A 16,691-nucleotide genomic window follows, 5' to 3' on the forward strand; every position below is an offset into this window, starting at 1 on the left:
CAATTTCGGTATGTCTGTCGCAATCGCCCGACCAAAGCTCGAGGGCAATATCGTCGTCGGTGACGACCGTCGTATCGGCTTCGCCGAGTTCGGCGACCCGCGGGGCCGCCCCGTCTTCTGGCTGCACGGCACCCCCGGCGCGCGTCGCCAGATTCCGATGGAGGCTCGGGTCTTCGCCGAGCGCTCGGCGATCCGGCTGATCGGTGTCGACCGGCCCGGCATCGGTTCGTCCACCCCGCACCAGTACCGCTGCGTGCTGTCGTTCGCCGACGACCTGCGGATCATCGCCGACACCCTCGGCATCGACAAGATGGTCGTGGTCGGCCTGTCCGGCGGCGGCCCCTACACGCTGGGCACGGCGGCGGCGATGCCCAATCGCGTCGTGGCCGCGGGCGTCATCGGCGGTGTGGCGCCGACCGTCGGCCCCGACGCCATCACCGGCGGGTTGATGGGCAACGTCGGATCGCGCGTGGCGCCGCTGCTGCAGGTGGCCGGCACCCCGATCGGGCTGGCCGCCAGCGCGCTGATCCGGCTGATCCGGCCGGTGGCCTCGCCCGCCGCCGACCTGTACGGCCGGGTGTCACCGGAGGCGGACCGGCTCTTGCTGGCCCGCCCGGAGGTCAAGGCGATGTTTCTCGACGACATCCTCCACGGCAGCCGCAAGCAGATGGCCGCGCCGTTCTCCGACATCGTCGGGTTCGCCAGGGACTGGGGGTTCCGGCTGCAGGACATCGAGGTGCCCGTGCGCTGGTGGCACGGCGACGCCGACCACATCGTCCCCTATGCCCACGGACAGCATGTGGTGTCGAAGCTCGCCGACGCCGAGCTCTACCCCATGCCGGGGGAAAGCCACCTTGCCGGCTTGGGCCGTGCCGAGGAGATCCTGCAGACCATGACGAAGGTCTGGGACGAGTACTCGAAGATCAGCGTTTGAGCCAGCCCACGACCGTGCCGAGGTCCCGCGAATAGGCCATCAGGACGTCGTCCTGGTACAGCGCGCCGCCGCTGATCGCGTCGTCGCCCTGCCAGATGACGTGCACGCGCACCGGGCTGCGGGTGTAGTAGTCGACCCGGTCCGAGTCCCTGCGGTGCCATCCGGCCTGCGTGGCGAAGTCGGATAGCTCCCCTCGTTCGACGATTGTCGTCATTAGGTATTCCTCCTCTGTCGCCCGGCGAGAGACGATACCCGCATGATCGAACTCGAGGTGCTGCAGGCCGACGTGACCCAACTCGACGTCGACGCGATCACCAACGCGGCCAACACCCAACTCCGGCACGGCGGCGGGGTGGCCGCCGCGATCGCCCGCGCCGGTGGTGCCGAACTGCAACGTGAGTCAAGACAGAAGGCGCCGATCGGGCTGGGCGAGGCGGTCGAAACCACCGCGGGTGACATGCCCGCGCAATACGTCATCCACGCCGCGACGATGGAACTCGGCGGGCCGACGTCGGCGGAGATCATCGAGCGCGCCACCCGCTCGACGCTGGCCAAGGCCGACGAACTCGGTTGCCGTTCTTTGGCTTTGGTGGCGTTCGGGACGGGTGTCGGCGGGTTCCCGCTCGAGGAGGCCGCCCGGCTGATGGTCGGCGCGGTCCGTGGCCATGAGCCGCACAGCCTGCAGCGGGTGGTGTTCGCCGTCCACGGCGCCGCCGCCGAACGCGCGTTCGCGGCCGAAGTGCGACCCGGTTAGGCCCCGTCGGCGGCCAGCGTGCGGCGCAACATATGCATCGCGACGGTGGTCGAGCGCTCGCGGACGTCCGCGCGGTCACCCGGCAGCTGCAGGGTGCGCGTCACGGTGCGCCCATCGGCCAATTTCAGGCTGAAACACACTGTGCCCACCGGCTTTTCGGTGGTGCCGCCGCCGGGACCTGCGATGCCGGTGATCGCGACGGCGGTGTCGGCGCTGAAGCGCCGCAACGCGCCGTCGGCCATGGCTTCGGCAACGGGCTCCGACACCGCGCCGTGCGTTTCGATCAACCCGGGGTCGACGCCGAGAAGCTCCGACTTGGCTTCGTTGGAGTACGACACCACCCCCCCGGCGACGTAGGCCGACGACCCGGCCCGGTCGGTGAGCCGCGCCGCCAGCAGCCCGGCCGTGCACGATTCCGCGGTGGCGATCCAGCGCCCGGCCAGCAGGTCGGCCACCTGCTCGTCGACGGTGGAACCGTCTTCGGAGAAGATCTCGTGGCCATGGCGTTGCCGCATGAGGGTCATCAGGTCCGCGTACGTGGCGGCCGCATCGGGTTCGTAGCGCGTCACGATTTCGAGCTCACCGCGGCGCAGACAGGTGGTGATCTCGAGGCGGTCGAAGCCGTCGATGCGCTGTTCGGCCTCACGCAGTGTCTCGGCGAGCCCGGATTCGGGCAGCCCGAACATCCGGACCATCTCCTGCCGGTACTTGGTGCGGCCGGCGATCGCCTCCTGTACGGCCGGGGTTTGCACGGCGACTTGCCACATCGGCTGCAGTTCGCGCGGCGGGCCGGGCAGCACCACGACCGTCGGTTTGCCCGGAACCACCACCCCGGGGGCCGTGCCGACCGGGTCCAGCACGTGCGCACCCTCGGGGATCAGGGCCTGCTTGCGGTTGGCCGCGCGCAGGGCCTCGGCGTCCACGTCGGGAAAGCGCACCATCAGGCGCGCCACGATGTCGGCGACCATCGCCTCCACCCGGCTGTCCAGCTTGAGTTCGCGGTCACAGAACCGGGCGACGGTCGCGACGGTCATGTCGTCGGCGGTCGGGCCGAGGCCGCCGGTCGTGACGATCAGGTCCACGCCCTCGGCGGCCAGGAACCGCAGCTGGGCCTCGATGTCGGAGGGCCGGTCGCCGCAGATCGTGATGTGTGCCAGCTCGACACCCAGCTCGAGGAGGCGGTCGGCGACCCAGGGCCCGTTGCGGTCCTGGACGCGGCCCGTGAGGACCTCGGTGCCAGTGACGACGATGCCCGCGCGCGCGCTCACGAGCACGACACTACGCACACCCGGCGCCGAACCCGCAGCCCGGTAATGTCGTTACCCATGACGGCGCCGAAGTCGCTACGCGAACTGTTCGATCAGCTCGGACTGGCCGAGGTCCCGTCGTCCGACGACACCGTCGTCATGGAGATGCCCGTCGACGAGCGGACCGTCAACACCGCAGGCGGGCTGCAGGGCGGATTGATCGCCACGATGGCCGACGTGACGGCGGGCCAACTCGCATCGCGGGCGACCCCGTTCGGGCTTGCCATCGCCACCACGGACCTGTTCATCCGCTACCTGCGTCCGATCAAGGTGGGCCCCGCCCGTGCCGTGGCCCGCATCCTGCGCACGGGTAAGCGTTCGGTGGTGGTGCAGGTCGACATCTACCGCGGTAGCGACGACGAGGTCTGCGCCACCGCGACGGTCAACTTCGCCGCGGTCGACTGAGCCTCTTTTTCAACGCCGAGTGTGTGCTCGACGCACGCTTGCGGCGCCCGACGCGTGCGGGTAACCCACGTTCGGCGGCGCCGGGGTCAGCCCGTCGGCAGTTGCTTGTGGGGCACGTCGGCGACCAGGCCGCCGTCCATCACGAACTCGGCGCCGGTGGCGAACGAGGATTCGTCGCTGGCCAGGAACAGCACGAACGTCGCCACCTCGTCGGGGGTGCCGGGCCGGCCCAGCGGGGCCTGCACCATGTCCTCGGGCAGGTGCTTGGTCATCGGGGTCCGGATGAAGCCCGGGTGGATCGAGTTGACGCGGATCTTGTTGTGCGCCAATTCGAGTGCCGCCGACTTGGTCAGCCCGCGCACCGCCCACTTGGAGGCGACGTAGCTGTGCACCCAGGCGGCCCCGCGCAGCCCTTCGATGGACGAGACGTTGATGATGGAGCCGCCGCCTGCGGTGGTCATCGGCTCGATGACCGCCTTGATGCCCAGCATGGTGCCGGTCAGGTTGACGTCCAGGACGTTCTGCCACTTCTGGACGTCCAGGGTCTTCAACGGCCCCAGCGCGACAATGCCGGCATTGTTGACCAGCACGTTGAGCGTGCCGAAGTTTTGGGTCGCGGTCGAAACCGCGGCCTCCCACTGGTCGAAGTCCGTGACGTCGAGGTGCACATAGCGCGCCGCGGATCCGAGTTCGTCGGCCAGCGCCTTGCCCTCGTCGTCGAGGATGTCGCCGATGACGACCTTGGCGCCCTCGCCCACCAGCATCCGGGCGTGCGCGGCGCCCATACCCCTGGCGCCACCGCTGATAAGTGCAACTTTTCCGTCCACGCGTCCCATGAGGGGCCAGGTTACAGGGCGCACGTGCTACAAGTAGAACCTGTTCCAGTTCGGGCGAAGGGAATCAGCCATGACCGAAGTGCCGAATCGGCCCGAGGCGATCCGCGTCGCCCTCATCGGTACCGGAAACTGTGGCAGCCTCGCGCTGCGGCAACTCATCGACGATCCCCGCTTCGACCTCACCGGCGTGTGGGTGTCCTCGGACGCCAAGGTCGGCAAGGACGCCGGGGAGTTGGCGGGCCTGGACGTCACCACCGGGGTGACCGCGATCAACGACCTCGACGCGATCATCGCCGAAAAACCGGACGCGATCGTGTATTGCGCGATGGGTGACACCCGCCTGCCCCAGGCGATGGCCGACATCCGCCAGATCCTGTCCGCGGGCATCGACGTGGTGGGCTCCGCACCCGGCGTGCTGCAGTATCCCTGGCAGGTGATCCCCGACAAGTACATCGAACGCATCGAAGACGCTGCGCGCCAGGGTGATTCGAGTGTCTTCATGACCGGCGTCGATCCCGGTTTCGCCACCGACCTGCTGCCGTTCGCGCTGGCGGGCACGTGCCAGCGCATCGAGCAGATCCGCACCATGGAGATCGCCGACTACGCCAGCTATGACGGCGCGACGGTGATGTTCGAGGTGATGGGCTTCGGCAACCAGATCGGCGACTTCCCGCTGCTGTTCCAGCCGGGTGTGCTCAGCATCGCCTGGGGCACGGCGATCCGGCAACTTGCCGCCGGCCTCGGCGTCGAGGTCGACGAGATCAAAGACTCCGTCGAACAGGAACCGGCCCCAGAAGATTTCGACGTCGCGGTCGGCACCATCAAGAAGGGCACCGTCGCCGCGCTGCGCTTCCAGATCGAGGGCATGGTCAAGGGCAAACCGGTGATCGTCGTCGAACACATCACCCGACTGCGGCCGGACCTGCGCCCGGACTGGGCGCAGTCCGCCCAGCCCGGTGGCTCCTATCGCGTGGAGATCGTCGGCGAGCCGTCCTACACCATGGACATCTGCCCGACCAGCCGCAACGGCGACCACAACTACGCGGCGATCCTGGCCGCGGCAGGCCGCATCGTGAACGCCATCCCCGACGTGCTCGCCGCGCCGCCGGGCATCCGGACCACGCTGGACATGCCGCTCGTGACCGGCAAGGGCCTGCTGCGACTTTAAGTAGTCTGGAGCGCGATATGAGCGCCCAGCAGGTGGCACCCGATCCGATCGCGGAAATCGCCGCGAGCCCGTCAGGCCCGCAGATCGGTGCGTTCTTCGACCTGGACGGCACCCTCGTCGACGGTTTCACCGCGACCGCGCACGCCGCCGATCGCATCAGGCGCAGGCAAGCGCGCATCGGTGAGGTGCTCGGCGTCATGGAGGCCTCGGTGCGATATCGCCTCGGCCGCATGCAGTTCGAGCGCCTGCTCACCCGCGCGGCCGGCTATCTGCGCGGTGAGTCGCTCGTCGAACTCGACGTCCTCGGTGAGCGCCTGTTCGTCGAACGCGTCGCATCGCGGGTCTTTCCGGCCATGCACGAGATCGTGGTGGCCCATCAGCGGCGCGGGCACACCGTCGTGCTGAGCAGTTCGGCGCTGACCATCCATGCCGAACCGGTCGCGCGCTTCCTCGGCATCGATCACGTGCTGTGCAACCGGTTCGAGCTCGACGACGTCGGCCTGCTCACCGGGCGCATCGCCAGACCGGTCATCTGGGGCCGTCGGAAATCCTCTGCGGTGCAAGCCTTTTGCGAAACCAACGACGTCGACCTGAAGCGCAGTTACTTCTACGCCGACGGCGACGAGGACGCTGCGCTGATGGTTCTGGTGGGCCACCCGCGACCGGTCAACCCGCGCCCGCGGCTGGCCGCGATCGCCGCCGAGCACGGCTGGCCTGTGCTGCGCGTCGCCGGGTCGCCGCGACGACGCCGGTCGCTGCGCCGGCTCGTCGGCTATGACTGATGGCGCTGGTCGCGGTGCCCGGGCCCGGGCGGTTGACGCAGCGCCTACGCTAAACTAGAACACGTTTCAGTTCGCGAAGCGCCCTATCGAGGAGTCGGCATGCACACCCCCATCTGCGACGAACTCAAAATCGAGTTCCCGATCTTCGCCTTCACCCACTGTCGTGACGTCGTCGTCGCGGTGAGCAAGGCCGGCGGGTTCGGTGTGCTCGGCGCCGTCGGTTTCACCCCCGAGCAGCTCGAGATCGAGTTGAAGTGGATCGACGAGAACATCGGCGACCACCCGTACGGCGTGGACATCGTCATCCCGAACAAGTACGAGGGCATGGACGCCACCGACCTCGACCCCGACGTGCTCAAGAAGACGCTGAACGAGCTCGTGCCCCAGGAACATATCGATTTCGCGAAGAAGATCCTCGCCGACCACGGCGTGCCCGTCGAGCACAGCGACGACGACGCGCTGCAACTGCTCGGCTGGACCGAGGCGACCGCCACCCCGCAGGTCGAGGTGGCGCTGCAGCATCCGAAGTGCACGCTGATCGCCAACGCGCTCGGTACCCCGCCTGCCGACATGATCAAGCACATCCACGAGTCCGGCCGCAAGGTCGCCGCGCTGTGCGGCTCGCCGTCACAGGCGCGCAAGCACGCCGACGCCGGGGTGGACATCATCATCGCCCAGGGCGGTGAGGCCGGCGGCCACTGCGGTGAGGTCGGCTCGATCGTGCTGTGGCCGCAGGTGGTCAAGGAGGTCGCGCCGGTGCCGGTGCTCGCCGCCGGCGGGATCGGCAGCGGCCAGCAGATCGCCGCCGCGCTCGCCCTCGGTGCGCAAGGCGCCTGGACCGGCTCGCAGTGGGTCATGGTCGAAGAGTCCGAGCACACTGCGGTGCAGCACGCCGCATACGCCAAGGCCACCAGCCGCGACACCGTGCGCAGCCGGTCGTTCACCGGTAAGCCGGCGCGGATGCTGCGCAACGAGTGGACCGAGGCGTGGGAGAACCCGGACAACCCGAAGCCGCTGGGCATGCCGCTGCAGTACATGGTGTCCGGCATGGCGGTCGCGGCCACGCACAAGTACCCCAACGAGAGCGTGGACGTGGCGTTCAACCCGATCGGTCAGGTGGTCGGGCAATTCACCAAGGTGGAGAAATCCGCGGCGGTGATCGAACGCTGGGTTCAGGAGTACCTCGAAGCCACCAACACGCTCAACGAGATCAACGAGGCCGCCTCCGCCTGATCGGTGGGGCGAGTTCACGAGGCTCGAATCAGTCGAGCAGTCGATGGGTGGCCAGTTCCACCACTTGCCGTCTGCTACGTCCGCCGTGGTCGGCGGCGATGAAATGACCGCCGATGGCCAGTGAGAACGCCAGCATGCTGCGGGCCTCCACGTCGTCGGGGTCGTCGACGAAGCTGCCGATCATCGTGCGCAGGTAGTCCATCCGTCGGTTGTCGACGCGGCGCAGTCGGTTGGCCACCACGGGGTCCCGGCGCGCCCAGTCGCGCACCGCGAGATCGATCGGTAGCAGCTCGGCGGAAAACGTCAACATGCCCGCCCGGCGCACCTTGTCGCGGGCTTCCCCGCCGTCCTGCTCGACCCGCTGCAGCGTTTCGTCGGTGCTTCGGAACTCCCACGCGTCGAGGATCTCGTCGAGGAACGCCTGGCGGCTCGCGAAGTGCCAGTAGAAGCCACCGCGGGTGACACCCAGGGCCTGCGCCAGGGGCTCCACGCGCACTGCGTCCGGGCCGCCCGCCGCGAGCGCGTCGAGGCCGGCGTCGATCCATGTGCTTTTGGGTGTGCGGGTTTGGGCGACCATGGCCGGCTCCGTTGCGTAGGTGGGTCTTGACGTCGCTTCGGCGCTAAGCATACACTACTGTATGTTTGGTTCCAGATTACTGACCGCGGCAGACCACACCGGCCACCCGTGGCGAATTCATGTGATTACCAAGGATTTTCGACTCTTGGACGTGTGGGCGCTGCCCACACCCGGCGGACCCGACGACTTTGCGCAACTGGTGCGTTTGATGAGGTCGTTCGATCCGGGACGATCACCGTCGATCGTGGTGCGGGGCCTGTTCGCGATCCGGTTTGCCCTTGGGCGCCTGCTCGGCCTCGATCGCCAGCAGACCGGCCTTGGCGCGCGGGTCGAGACGCTGCGCGATCGGCTGCCTGCCGATCTGGCCGGCACCGCAACGGATCTCGGCCTCGGCGCCGATCCGTTCGTGCCGCTGTACCTCACCGAGGACGAGTTCGCGCTGGAGATCGCCAACCAGACCATGCACGGTGTGCTGCACGTGGGCTGGGTTCCCGACGGCGCGGACGGTTATCGCGGTCAGATCGCCGTTCTGGTCAAGCCGAACGGAATTCTCGGGTCGACGTATATGGCGGCCATCGCACCGTTCCGGTATCTGGCGGTCTATCCGCTGATGCTGCGGGACATCGGTCGGCAGTGGCAGCGTTCAGTGCTGGGAGCGCACCGGTGACCGGCGACACGATCGGGCGGGCGAGGCGGGTGTGCCAGGTCGAGGTGCCGCAGTCTGTGACGGCATTGAGCACGTTGCCCCGGATCGACTATGCCGACACGTTTTTCGTCGACGTCGACCCGACGGTCGAGCGGACCGCCGAACAATGGGCGCGCGAGATCTTGGAGGGCGCCCCGCAGGCCACCCGGACCCGGCTTCTGGCGGGGTGGTCGTCCCTCGGCCTGGTGATCGGCCGGGGTCAGTCGAGTGACCGGGTGCTGGGTTGGCAGGTGCTGCGGCGCGCACCCGACGTCGTCCTGCTGGGCGCCGAATCGCGCATCGGAATGCCCGCCCAGTTGTTGATCACCAAGGACGGCGAGACGTTGGTGTTCGCAACCCTTGTGCGGTTCGCGAATCCGGTCGTGCGGGCACTGTGGGCGGCGGTGAGACCGGCACATCTGCGCACCGTGCGCGAGTTGCTCGAGGCAGCCAGACGACGCGCATACCGGTAAGCGCGGCTACGGGGCCGGCGCTGCAGCCGGCGCCGGGGGTTCACCGGCCGGCGCGGGTGCGGTCGCGGGCTGGGGCGGCGTCGGGTTCGCCGACATGCCCGGCGGCGGCGTGGCGTTCGGGTCCAGCGGACGCTGCGTCAGCAGGAGCAGGGCGTCCTCACCGCTGACCTCCTGGGTCCGCACCGCATGCCACAACTCGCGCAGGTAGGTCAGCCCGCGGCTGCGCTGTGGGTCGACCGGCGTCAGCGTGGTGTCGGGCGGCAGGTTCTCCGGGCTCGCCAAGTGCGGGGTGCCCTCCACCGGCGGCGCCGCATCGGGAGCGCCCGCGTCGGAAGCGACCGCTTCGGGGGGCGGCGGTGCCGGTGCAGGGGCGGCCGGTGCGGGGACCGGCGTGGAAGCGGCTGCCGCCACCGCGGGCGGCGCGGCCGGGGTGGGAACGGTCTGCGCCGCGACGGGTGCGGGCGGAGGTGGGGCGGGCGGTGTGGGGGCGACGGGGGCGGCCAGCGCCGACGGCGATGCGATCACCAGCGCGCTGATCGCACCAAGCCCCCAGGCGGCGAGCGCGACTGCTTTCGCGTCGATGTCCAACCTCACGCATGCCCCCTTTCCGGTGCCCTCCACAGGTGGCGTCACTGAATGAATATGCCGGACCGACAAAATTGTTACACCTGTGCCGCCCGTGACCAAGAGGTCAATTAGCGCCACCGTCAGAACACGTTTCACTTCCGAAATCAGCCAACATGCTTCAGCGGGCTCAACTGTGGTGTAGCAATGCGATAGGCGTACTAGACACCGTCATGTGAGGAATCCATCCATGCCGACTCCGAACCTCCCGCCCGGTTTCGACTTCACCGATCCCGACATCTACACCGAACGGCTGCCGATCGAGGAACTCGCCGAGCTGCGCCGCATCGCGCCGATCTGGTGGAACGAGCAGCCGATCGGGACAGGTGGCTTCGACGACGGCGGATTCTGGGTGGTCACCAAGCACAAGGACGTCAAGGAAGTGTCGCTGCGCAGCGACGTCTTCTCCAGCCTGGCCAAGACCGCGCTACCGCGGTACCGCGACGGCACGGTCGGCGAGCAGATCGAGCGGGGTAAGTACGTCCTGCTCAACATGGATGCCCCCCACCACACCCATCTGCGCAAGATCATCTCGCGCGCGTTCACCCCGCGCGCGATCGAGAGGCTGCGCGACGAACTCGGCCAGCGCGCCCATGCGATCGCCAAGGCCGCCGCGGCCGAAGGCTCCGGCGACTTCGTCGAGCAGGTGTCCGCCGAACTGCCCCTGCAGGCTATCGCCGGGCTGATGGGCGTGCCGCAGGAAGAGCGGATGAAGCTCTTTCACTGGTCCAACCAGATGGTCGGCGACCAGGACCCGGAGTTCGCCGACAACGACGCGATCACCGCGTCGGCCGAGCTGATCATGTACGGGATGAAGCTGGCCGCCGAGCGCGCCGACACCCCCGGCGAAGACCTCGTCACCAAGCTCGTGCAGGCCGACGTCGAAGGGCACAAGCTCTCCGATGACGAACTCGGGTTCTTCGTCATCCTGCTCGCCGTCGCGGGCAACGAGACCACGCGCAACTCCATCACCCAGGGCATGATGGCGTTCACCGACTTCCCCGATCAGTGGGAGCTGTTCAAGAAGGAGCGCCCCGCGACCGCCGCCGACGAAATCGTCCGGTGGGCCACCCCGGTCACCTCGTTTCAGCGCACCGCGCTGGAGGACACCGAATTGTCCGGCATCCAGATCAAGAAGGGCCAGCGGGTCGTGATGTTCTACCGGTCGGCCAACTTCGACGAGGACGTGTTCGACGATCCGTTCACGTTCAATATCTTGCGAGATCCCAACCCGCACGTGGGTTTCGGCGGCACCGGGGCGCACTACTGCATCGGCGCCAACCTCGCGCGTATGACCATTGACCTGATGTTCAACGCCGTGGCCGACCACATTCCTGACCTCGCGCCGCTCGCCAAGCCCGAACGGCTACGGTCGGGCTGGCTCAACGGCATCAAACACTGGCAGGTGGACTACTCCGGCGCAGGCCGGTAGTCGATGATCGAGCGCCAGTACTCCTCGGGGACCTCGGCGTTCGCTCGCAAGACCATCGCCAGGCCGGTCGCCATCGCCACCCCGAGCAGGGCCAGCCACAACCCGAACAACCCGATGAGCGCCCACAGCACCGCGGTCACCGTCGGCCACGGTGACAGCACCGCGAGCACCGGCGCGAAGAAGAACCCGGCGCCGATGTAGGCCGCCGACCCCGCGCGGTCGCAGACCAGCACGAAACGCAGCCACCGTGGAATCGGCGTATCGGCGGGCGATGTGGTCGCCATCGTCACTCCTTCGCTCGGGCTGACACCTCCACCGTGCGCCCCGCAGGTAAGCGCCGCAATTACCTGACAGGTAGTGGTCGCGGACGTCGTGGTGGGTGACACTGAACCCGTGAGCACACTCGACGCACCGGCGCCGGCGTTCGGCGCCCTCATGCGCGACTGGCGGCAACGCCGCCGGCTGTCCCAACTCGACCTGGCGATCGAGGCCGACGTTTCGGCGCGCCACCTCAGCTTCATCGAGACCGGGCGGTCCGCACCGAGCCGGGCGATGGTGTTGCGCCTTGCGCGGGTGCTCGACGTGCCCCAGCGCGAACAGAACCAATTGCTGCTGGCCGCCGGCCTGGCGCCGGTCTACGGCGAACGCACCCTCGACGACCCGGACATGGCCGCCGTGCGTGAAGGTGTCGAGCGGGTCCTTGGCGCCTACCACCCGTTCCCGTGTGTGGTGGTGGACCGGGGCTGGCAGATCGTGCACGCCAACGCGGGCGCCGGTGTGTTGCTGGAAGGGGTGGCACCGCACCTGCTCGACCGGCCGAACGCGCTTCGCGTTGCGTTGCACCCGGAAGGTTTGGCACCACGCATCCGAAACCTCGCACAGTGGCGGCATCATCTGATCGCCCGGTTGCGTCGTGAGGCGGCCGTCAGCGGTTCGGCGGACCTGGCGGCGCTGCTCGCTGAGATCGAAGCCTACCCAGGAGGTTTCGACGAAACCCTCGACCTGGGCGGGGTCGCCGTGCCGCTCGAGCTCTATACGTCCGACGGGCGACTGCTGAGCTTTTTGAGCATGGTCACCACGTTCGGCACCGCGCTCGACGTCACTGCCGCAGAGCTTTCCATCGAGGCGTTCCTGCCCGCCGACGACGACACCGCCGCCGCTCTGCGGTGAAACGCCCGTGGATCACCGCCAACGGCAATAGAGTCTGGGCACATGGACAACCGACTTGTTACGGCGGCCGCAGTTGTGCTTCTCGTCGGCACTGCTGGATGTGCGTCACCGCCGGCGGCATTGGGCGGCACGACCGCGAAGGTGATCATCAACGGCGAGAGCACCGGAGATCCCCACCCCGTGAACTGCTCACAGTCCGGATGGGCGTGGACCATCCAAACCCCCGACAAGGACAAGGGGTTCACCGCCACCATTGAGACCGGCGATCAGGTCAGCGTCCAGGCGATTGATTTCCGCGACGTCGGAGGGTTCACCGGCACCTTCTGGAAGGGCAGCATCGGTGAGGCCGAGGTGACCGGTGAGGGCGGAACATTCATCATCGACGGATCGGCCGACGGCGCGTTCACCGACAATCCGAGCAACGCCGTCACCGCGACGTTCCGCATCGAAGCCAACTGCTGAGGAGCGGTGATGCATCCCTTTCGCGTCGCGATCGAAACCGGGGACCTGGACGCTGCCCTCGCGCTCGTCCACGACGACGTGGTGTTCAAGAGCCCGGTCGTGTTCACCCCGTACGAGGGGCGCGAGGCGCTGCGGCGCATTCTCAGTGCGGTCGTCGAAGTCTTCGAGGACTTCCGCTATGTCCGTGAGATCGGCGCCGAAGATGCCCGCGATCACGCGCTCGTGTTCAAGGCCAGGGTCGGCGACAAGCATCTGGAAGGCTGCGACTTCATTCGGCGCGACGACGACGGGGTGATCACCGAACTCACGGTCATGGTGCGGCCGATGAAGGCGATGCTGGCGCTGGCCGAAGCGATGAAGGCGCGGCTCAGCGCCACTTAGCAACTGGTCTGACCACTTGACCTCTGGCCGGCGCGCTGGCATGGTGGCGGCATGGTGCTGCAACCGGTCAACCGCCGCTCCGTGCCCGAGGACGTCTTCGACCAGATCGTCGCCGAGGTCCTCAGCGGCGAGATGCAGCCCGGACAGGCGCTGCCCAGTGAACGCAGGCTGGCCGAGGTGCTCGGGGTGTCGCGGCCCGCTGTCCGCGAGGCGCTCAAGCGGCTCACCGCCGCCGGTCTGGTCGAGGTGCGACAGGGCGACGCCACCACGGTTCGCGACTTCCGCAGGCACGCCGGGCTGGACCTGCTGCCCCGGCTGCTCATTCGCGCCGGTGAACTGGATGTGGGCGTCGTCCGCAGCATCCTGGAAACCCGCCTGCACAACGGACCCAAGGTCGCCGAACTCGCAGCCCAGCGGCGCGGCCCCGAACTGCCCGCACTGCTCGACGACGCATTGCGCACCCTGGCCGAGGAACCGGATCCGGTCGAACAGCAACGCCATGCGCTGAGTTTCTGGGACCACGTCGTCGACGGGGCGGATTCGATCGCCTTCCGGCTGATGTACAACACCCTGCGCGCCACCTACGAACCGGCGCTGCCGGCCCTGGCCGCGGTGATGGCCGACGAGGTGGGTCGCCCGCAGGCCTATCGGGAACTGGCCGATGCGATCGTCGCCGGCGAGCCCGCGCGCGCCAGACAGGCCGCCCACGATCTGCTCGAACCCGCCACGGCCGCACTGCTGGCCGCGTTGGAGAACCTGGAGGAAAACCGATGAGCACCGCACCGACGCGCACCACCCGCAGAGCATTCACCCTGGCCGATGCCCGGCGGGAGTTCTGGAAGTATCCGTCCCCCTGGATGATCAGCGCGACGCTGGCTGCCGCGCTGGTTGCGCGGATCGTCGTCGGCGACTGGCGGCCCACCGACGCCGCGGTGCCGGTGGTGATGGTTGCGCTCTTCCCGTTCCTCGAGTGGGTCGTGCACGTGTTCATCCTGCACTGGCGGCCAAAGACGTTCGGTCCGTTCACCGTTGACCCGCTGCTCGCCCGAGAGCACCGAGCTCACCATATGAACCCGCGCGCCGTCGGGTTGATCTTCATACCGTGGAAGGCGCTGCTGTGGGTGCTTCCGCTCGCGGTCGGCGTCGCGGTGTTGGCCTTCCCGCGGCTCGGCATGGGGCTGACATTCCTGGCCTGCATCGCGGCGTTCGGTCTGGCATATGAGTGGACGCATTACCTGATCCACACCGACTACAAGCCCAAAACCCGGCTGTACCGCGCAATCTGGCGTAACCACCGCCAGCACCACTTCAAAAACGAGCACTACTGGTTCACCGTGACCAGTTCGGGCACCGCCGACCGGGTGCTGCGGACGTATCCCGATCCGGCCGAGGTCGAGAACTCACCGACGGTGAAGAACCTTCACGCCGAAAACGTTTCAGCTGCGGCCGGGTGAGACCTTCACGCCTGGACGATAATCGGGTCGCCGAGCCGGACAGTGTCGAAATACCAGGCCGCGTTGTCGGGGCTGAGGTTGATGCAGCCGTGGCTGACGTTGGCGTACCCCTGCGAACCGACCGACCAGGGCGCGGAGTGCACGTAGACGCCGCCCCAGGTGACGCGCACACCGTACTCGCCCTTGATCAGGTAACCCTCGGGATCGTCGAGCGGAATGCCGATCGTGCGGGAATCAAACGTGACGCGGCGCTGCTTCTCGAGCGCGGTGAAGGTACCGGTCGGCGTCGGGTACTTGGGCTTGCCCATCGACGCGGGCATCTCGCGGGCCACCTCGCCGTCGATGCTGACGGTGAAGGTGTGCGCGCTGATGTCGGCGACGCTCACCACTTTCGCGCCGGTCTGGAAGTTGGTCTTCGCGCCGCCTGCGGTCACTGTGACGGTCGAATACGCAGGCCAGAACGTCGTCGGGGTGAACTCCACCACCCGATCGCTCAGCCAGGTGAACGTGCCGGCCGACGGCTCCGGCGAGGCGATGTCGATGTCGATGTCGATGTCGATGATGCGCTCGGCGGCCGCCCGGTCCGCGATGGGGCCGGCAAACGTCACCGTCACCGGATGCGCGACGCCCACCGTCTGGCCCGCCGGTTGAACGCTGACGACGTCGGTGGACGTGGTGACCCGCGCGGATCCGACCGCGACGGACCCCAGCGTGGTGAGCGCAGCCACCCCGGCCACGACCACGATCATTCGCACGGCACGACGCAGCGCCGGCAATCGGCGCATTCGGGCATTCAGCACACTGCCATCCTAAGTTCTCTCGGCCGATCCGCTCGGCAACCGCAGTTGAAACGGCCGTCGAGTCGGCCGGCTCGTCATATGCGGTCTACCCGCTAATCGATCGCGCTGCCCGGATCGTTTCAGGGCAAAGGCCACGCGCCGCGATGTCAGCCGGGTGGCGGGGCGAACGGTGCAGGCGGTAGCGGCCCGGAAGCGGGCGGCGGCGGGGCAGGCGGCATCGGACTCACGGCGGCGGCCGCCTCCGGGGCGGAGGTGACCGCGGGGCGAGGTTCTGTCGGTGCCGCATCGGTCGGGGCCAGCTCCATGCTGACCGCGATCGACAGCGACACCACGAAGGCCACCGCCCCGGCGGCGAGCATGGCCAGGGGTGCGGTCTGGCCGATGCGCCGACGGCGGCGCGGCGCGCGGCTGGCAGGGGCTCCGAAGTCGTCGATCGCGAGCTCGGGGTCATGCGCGGAGGCCATTGCCGCGCCGCGGGCCAGCGCCAGCTCCGAACCCGCTGGGGCGAACACCGGCACCGCGAGCACCTCTTCCAGGCGCGGCAGCAGGTCGTCGATACCGCTGCCCGCGCTGACCATCACCAACGCCTGCGGCGGCCAGTCGACCCGGCAGAAGACGGCGGAAAGCCAGCGAATCAGCGCCTGCTCGCTGTCGATGCCGTGGCTGACGGCGGTCTGTACCGCACCTTCGCTGTTGTGGACGATCAAGGTGATCGCGGTCGTGGCTTCGATGACGCACACCGCGGTGACGTCGTACCCGATGACGTCCGCGACGCCCCATGCCAACGCCTCGGAGGACTCGAGCAGGCTGACCGGCAGTACGTTGTCAAACCCGCAGTCGCCCAACGTCTTCAGCAGCAGTGCCGCCTCGGTGCTGGAGTCCTCGCTCCAGGTCACCCCGATGCAGGAGAGCCGCTGGCCACGCTCGGCGGCCAACTCCTCGGTTCGCAGCACTGCCGCCGCCGTCTGCTCGGACCGCTGCAGCGGCGTTGCGCGTCGGGCTCCGAAGATCTCGAATGCTGTGTGGTCAACGGTGCGACCGTCGTCGTCGGGTCCTTCGACCAGGATCACCCCGACGGCGGACGGCGTCACGGACAAGCCAAGTACGGCGTCCACGCACACCCCTTCGGACGTCCACCTACCCCGGTGACGTTAACAGCACGCTCTCCCAGTGGATCTGCGGGTATCGCAGGCCACCGAATCACACCCGAATCG

General features: G+C 68.2%; 22 protein-coding genes. 14 read left to right on the forward strand and 8 right to left on the reverse strand.

Annotated features, from left to right (window positions below; translation table 11 throughout):
* Positions 1-10 precede the first annotated feature (10 nt).
* Positions 11-934, forward strand: coding sequence for an alpha/beta fold hydrolase (locus tag K3U96_RS12270; protein WP_220693180.1), 924 nt, complete (start codon positions 11-13; stop codon positions 932-934).
* On the opposite strand, the gene K3U96_RS12275 is transcribed toward K3U96_RS12270, so the two are convergent.
* Positions 924-1,148 (reverse strand): hypothetical protein, encoded by a 225-nt coding sequence (locus tag K3U96_RS12275; protein WP_220693181.1) that lies wholly within the window; start codon positions 1,146-1,148, stop codon positions 924-926. The genes K3U96_RS12270 and K3U96_RS12275 overlap by 11 nt on opposite strands.
* Before the next feature lie 42 nt (positions 1,149-1,190).
* Here K3U96_RS12275 and K3U96_RS12280 point away from each other — a divergent pair, with 42 nt between their 5' ends.
* Entirely contained in the window at positions 1,191-1,688 is a 498-nt protein-coding gene (locus K3U96_RS12280) for a macro domain-containing protein (protein WP_220693182.1), read from the forward strand.
* Here K3U96_RS12280 and K3U96_RS12285 read toward each other — a convergent pair.
* Complete coding sequence (locus K3U96_RS12285) at positions 1,685-2,956, reverse strand: competence/damage-inducible protein A (protein ID WP_220693183.1); 1,272 nt, start codon at positions 2,954-2,956, stop codon at positions 1,685-1,687. The two genes, K3U96_RS12280 and K3U96_RS12285, sit on opposite strands and share 4 nt — an antisense overlap.
* A 57-nt stretch (positions 2,957-3,013) precedes the next feature.
* Between K3U96_RS12285 and K3U96_RS12290 the strand changes: the two genes are divergently transcribed.
* Positions 3,014-3,400 carry a PaaI family thioesterase gene (locus K3U96_RS12290; RefSeq protein WP_069407146.1) on the forward strand — a complete coding sequence of 129 codons (387 nt, stop codon included), beginning with the start codon at positions 3,014-3,016 and terminating at the stop codon, positions 3,398-3,400.
* 86 nt (positions 3,401-3,486) lie between these two features.
* Here the strand turns inward: K3U96_RS12290 and K3U96_RS12295 are convergent, their stop codons facing one another.
* Positions 3,487-4,236 (reverse strand): glucose 1-dehydrogenase, encoded by a 750-nt coding sequence (locus tag K3U96_RS12295; protein WP_069407147.1) that lies wholly within the window; start codon positions 4,234-4,236, stop codon positions 3,487-3,489.
* Between the two features lie 70 nt (positions 4,237-4,306).
* Between K3U96_RS12295 and K3U96_RS12300 the strand changes: the two genes are divergently transcribed.
* The 3 genes from K3U96_RS12300 to K3U96_RS12310 all read left to right on the forward strand — a co-directional run bounded on the left by K3U96_RS12300 (position 4,307) and on the right by K3U96_RS12310 (position 7,419).
* The gene (locus K3U96_RS12300; protein ID WP_220693184.1) at positions 4,307-5,404 is read left to right on the forward strand and encodes an NAD(P)H-dependent amine dehydrogenase family protein; all 1,098 of its coding nucleotides are present in this window, start codon (positions 4,307-4,309) and stop codon (positions 5,402-5,404) included.
* Positions 5,405-5,421: 17 nt separating this feature from the next.
* The gene (locus K3U96_RS12305) at positions 5,422-6,186 is read left to right on the forward strand and encodes an HAD family hydrolase (RefSeq protein WP_220693185.1); all 765 of its coding nucleotides are present in this window, start codon (positions 5,422-5,424) and stop codon (positions 6,184-6,186) included.
* A gap of 99 nt (positions 6,187-6,285) precedes the next feature.
* Positions 6,286-7,419, forward strand: a complete 1,134-nt coding sequence (locus K3U96_RS12310; protein WP_069407150.1) for a nitronate monooxygenase — start codon at positions 6,286-6,288, stop codon at positions 7,417-7,419.
* Positions 7,420-7,447: 28 nt separating this feature from the next.
* On the opposite strand, the gene K3U96_RS12315 is transcribed toward K3U96_RS12310, so the two are convergent.
* Positions 7,448-7,996: a TetR/AcrR family transcriptional regulator gene (locus K3U96_RS12315; RefSeq protein WP_220693186.1), complete on the reverse strand. Its 549-nt coding sequence runs from the start codon at positions 7,994-7,996 to the stop codon at positions 7,448-7,450.
* Between the two features lie 19 nt (positions 7,997-8,015).
* Between K3U96_RS12315 and K3U96_RS12320 the strand changes: the two genes are divergently transcribed.
* Positions 8,016-8,663: a DUF2867 domain-containing protein gene (locus tag K3U96_RS12320; protein ID WP_308206800.1), complete on the forward strand. Its 648-nt coding sequence runs from the start codon at positions 8,016-8,018 to the stop codon at positions 8,661-8,663.
* A complete protein-coding gene (locus tag K3U96_RS12325; protein WP_230982440.1) occupies positions 8,660-9,154 on the forward strand; it encodes a DUF2867 domain-containing protein in 495 nt (164 codons plus the stop codon). Before K3U96_RS12320 ends, K3U96_RS12325 begins: the two co-directional genes overlap by 4 nt.
* A 6-nt stretch (positions 9,155-9,160) precedes the next feature.
* Here K3U96_RS12325 and K3U96_RS12330 read toward each other — a convergent pair whose 3' ends face one another.
* Complete coding sequence (locus K3U96_RS12330; RefSeq protein WP_069407153.1) at positions 9,161-9,748, reverse strand: hypothetical protein; 588 nt, start codon at positions 9,746-9,748, stop codon at positions 9,161-9,163.
* Positions 9,749-9,968: 220 nt separating this feature from the next.
* On the opposite strand from K3U96_RS12330, the gene K3U96_RS12335 reads away from it, so the two are divergent.
* Positions 9,969-11,210 (forward strand): cytochrome P450, encoded by a 1,242-nt coding sequence (locus K3U96_RS12335; protein ID WP_069407154.1) that lies wholly within the window; start codon positions 9,969-9,971, stop codon positions 11,208-11,210.
* Here the strand turns inward: K3U96_RS12335 and K3U96_RS12340 are convergent.
* A complete protein-coding gene (locus K3U96_RS12340) occupies positions 11,189-11,494 on the reverse strand; it encodes a hypothetical protein (protein WP_220693187.1) in 306 nt (101 codons plus the stop codon). The two genes, K3U96_RS12335 and K3U96_RS12340, sit on opposite strands and share 22 nt — an antisense overlap.
* Positions 11,495-11,603: 109 nt before the next feature.
* Between K3U96_RS12340 and K3U96_RS12345 the strand changes: the two genes are divergently transcribed.
* The 5 genes from K3U96_RS12345 to K3U96_RS12365 are packed head-to-tail and all read left to right on the forward strand — an operon-like array spanning position 11,604 to position 14,677.
* Complete coding sequence (locus K3U96_RS12345; RefSeq protein WP_069407163.1) at positions 11,604-12,380, forward strand: helix-turn-helix domain-containing protein; 777 nt, start codon at positions 11,604-11,606, stop codon at positions 12,378-12,380.
* Positions 12,381-12,422: 42 nt separating this feature from the next.
* A complete protein-coding gene (locus K3U96_RS12350) occupies positions 12,423-12,842 on the forward strand; it encodes a lipoprotein LpqH (protein WP_220693188.1) in 420 nt (139 codons plus the stop codon).
* Between the two features lie 9 nt (positions 12,843-12,851).
* Positions 12,852-13,223 (forward strand): nuclear transport factor 2 family protein, encoded by a 372-nt coding sequence (locus K3U96_RS12355; protein ID WP_220693189.1) that lies wholly within the window; start codon positions 12,852-12,854, stop codon positions 13,221-13,223.
* 51 nt (positions 13,224-13,274) lie between these two features.
* On the forward strand, positions 13,275-13,997 hold the full coding sequence (locus K3U96_RS12360) for a FadR/GntR family transcriptional regulator (protein WP_220693190.1): 723 nt from the start codon (positions 13,275-13,277) through the stop codon (positions 13,995-13,997).
* A complete protein-coding gene (locus K3U96_RS12365; RefSeq protein WP_220693191.1) occupies positions 13,994-14,677 on the forward strand; it encodes a sterol desaturase family protein in 684 nt (227 codons plus the stop codon). The genes K3U96_RS12360 and K3U96_RS12365 overlap by 4 nt, the downstream gene beginning before the upstream one ends.
* Positions 14,678-14,682: 5 nt before the next feature.
* On the opposite strand, the gene K3U96_RS12370 is transcribed toward K3U96_RS12365, so the two are convergent.
* On the reverse strand, positions 14,683-15,426 hold the full coding sequence (locus K3U96_RS12370) for a L,D-transpeptidase (protein WP_271035593.1): 744 nt from the start codon (positions 15,424-15,426) through the stop codon (positions 14,683-14,685).
* 197 nt (positions 15,427-15,623) lie between these two features.
* Positions 15,624-16,592 carry a DUF7159 family protein gene (locus K3U96_RS12375; RefSeq protein ID WP_220693192.1) on the reverse strand — a complete coding sequence of 323 codons (969 nt, stop codon included), beginning with the start codon at positions 16,590-16,592 and terminating at the stop codon, positions 15,624-15,626.
* Positions 16,593-16,691: the final 99 nt, after the last annotated feature.

The sequence above is a fragment of the Mycolicibacterium holsaticum DSM 44478 = JCM 12374 genome (assembly GCF_019645835.1).
Taxonomy (GTDB): domain Bacteria; phylum Actinomycetota; class Actinomycetes; order Mycobacteriales; family Mycobacteriaceae; genus Mycobacterium; species Mycobacterium holsaticum.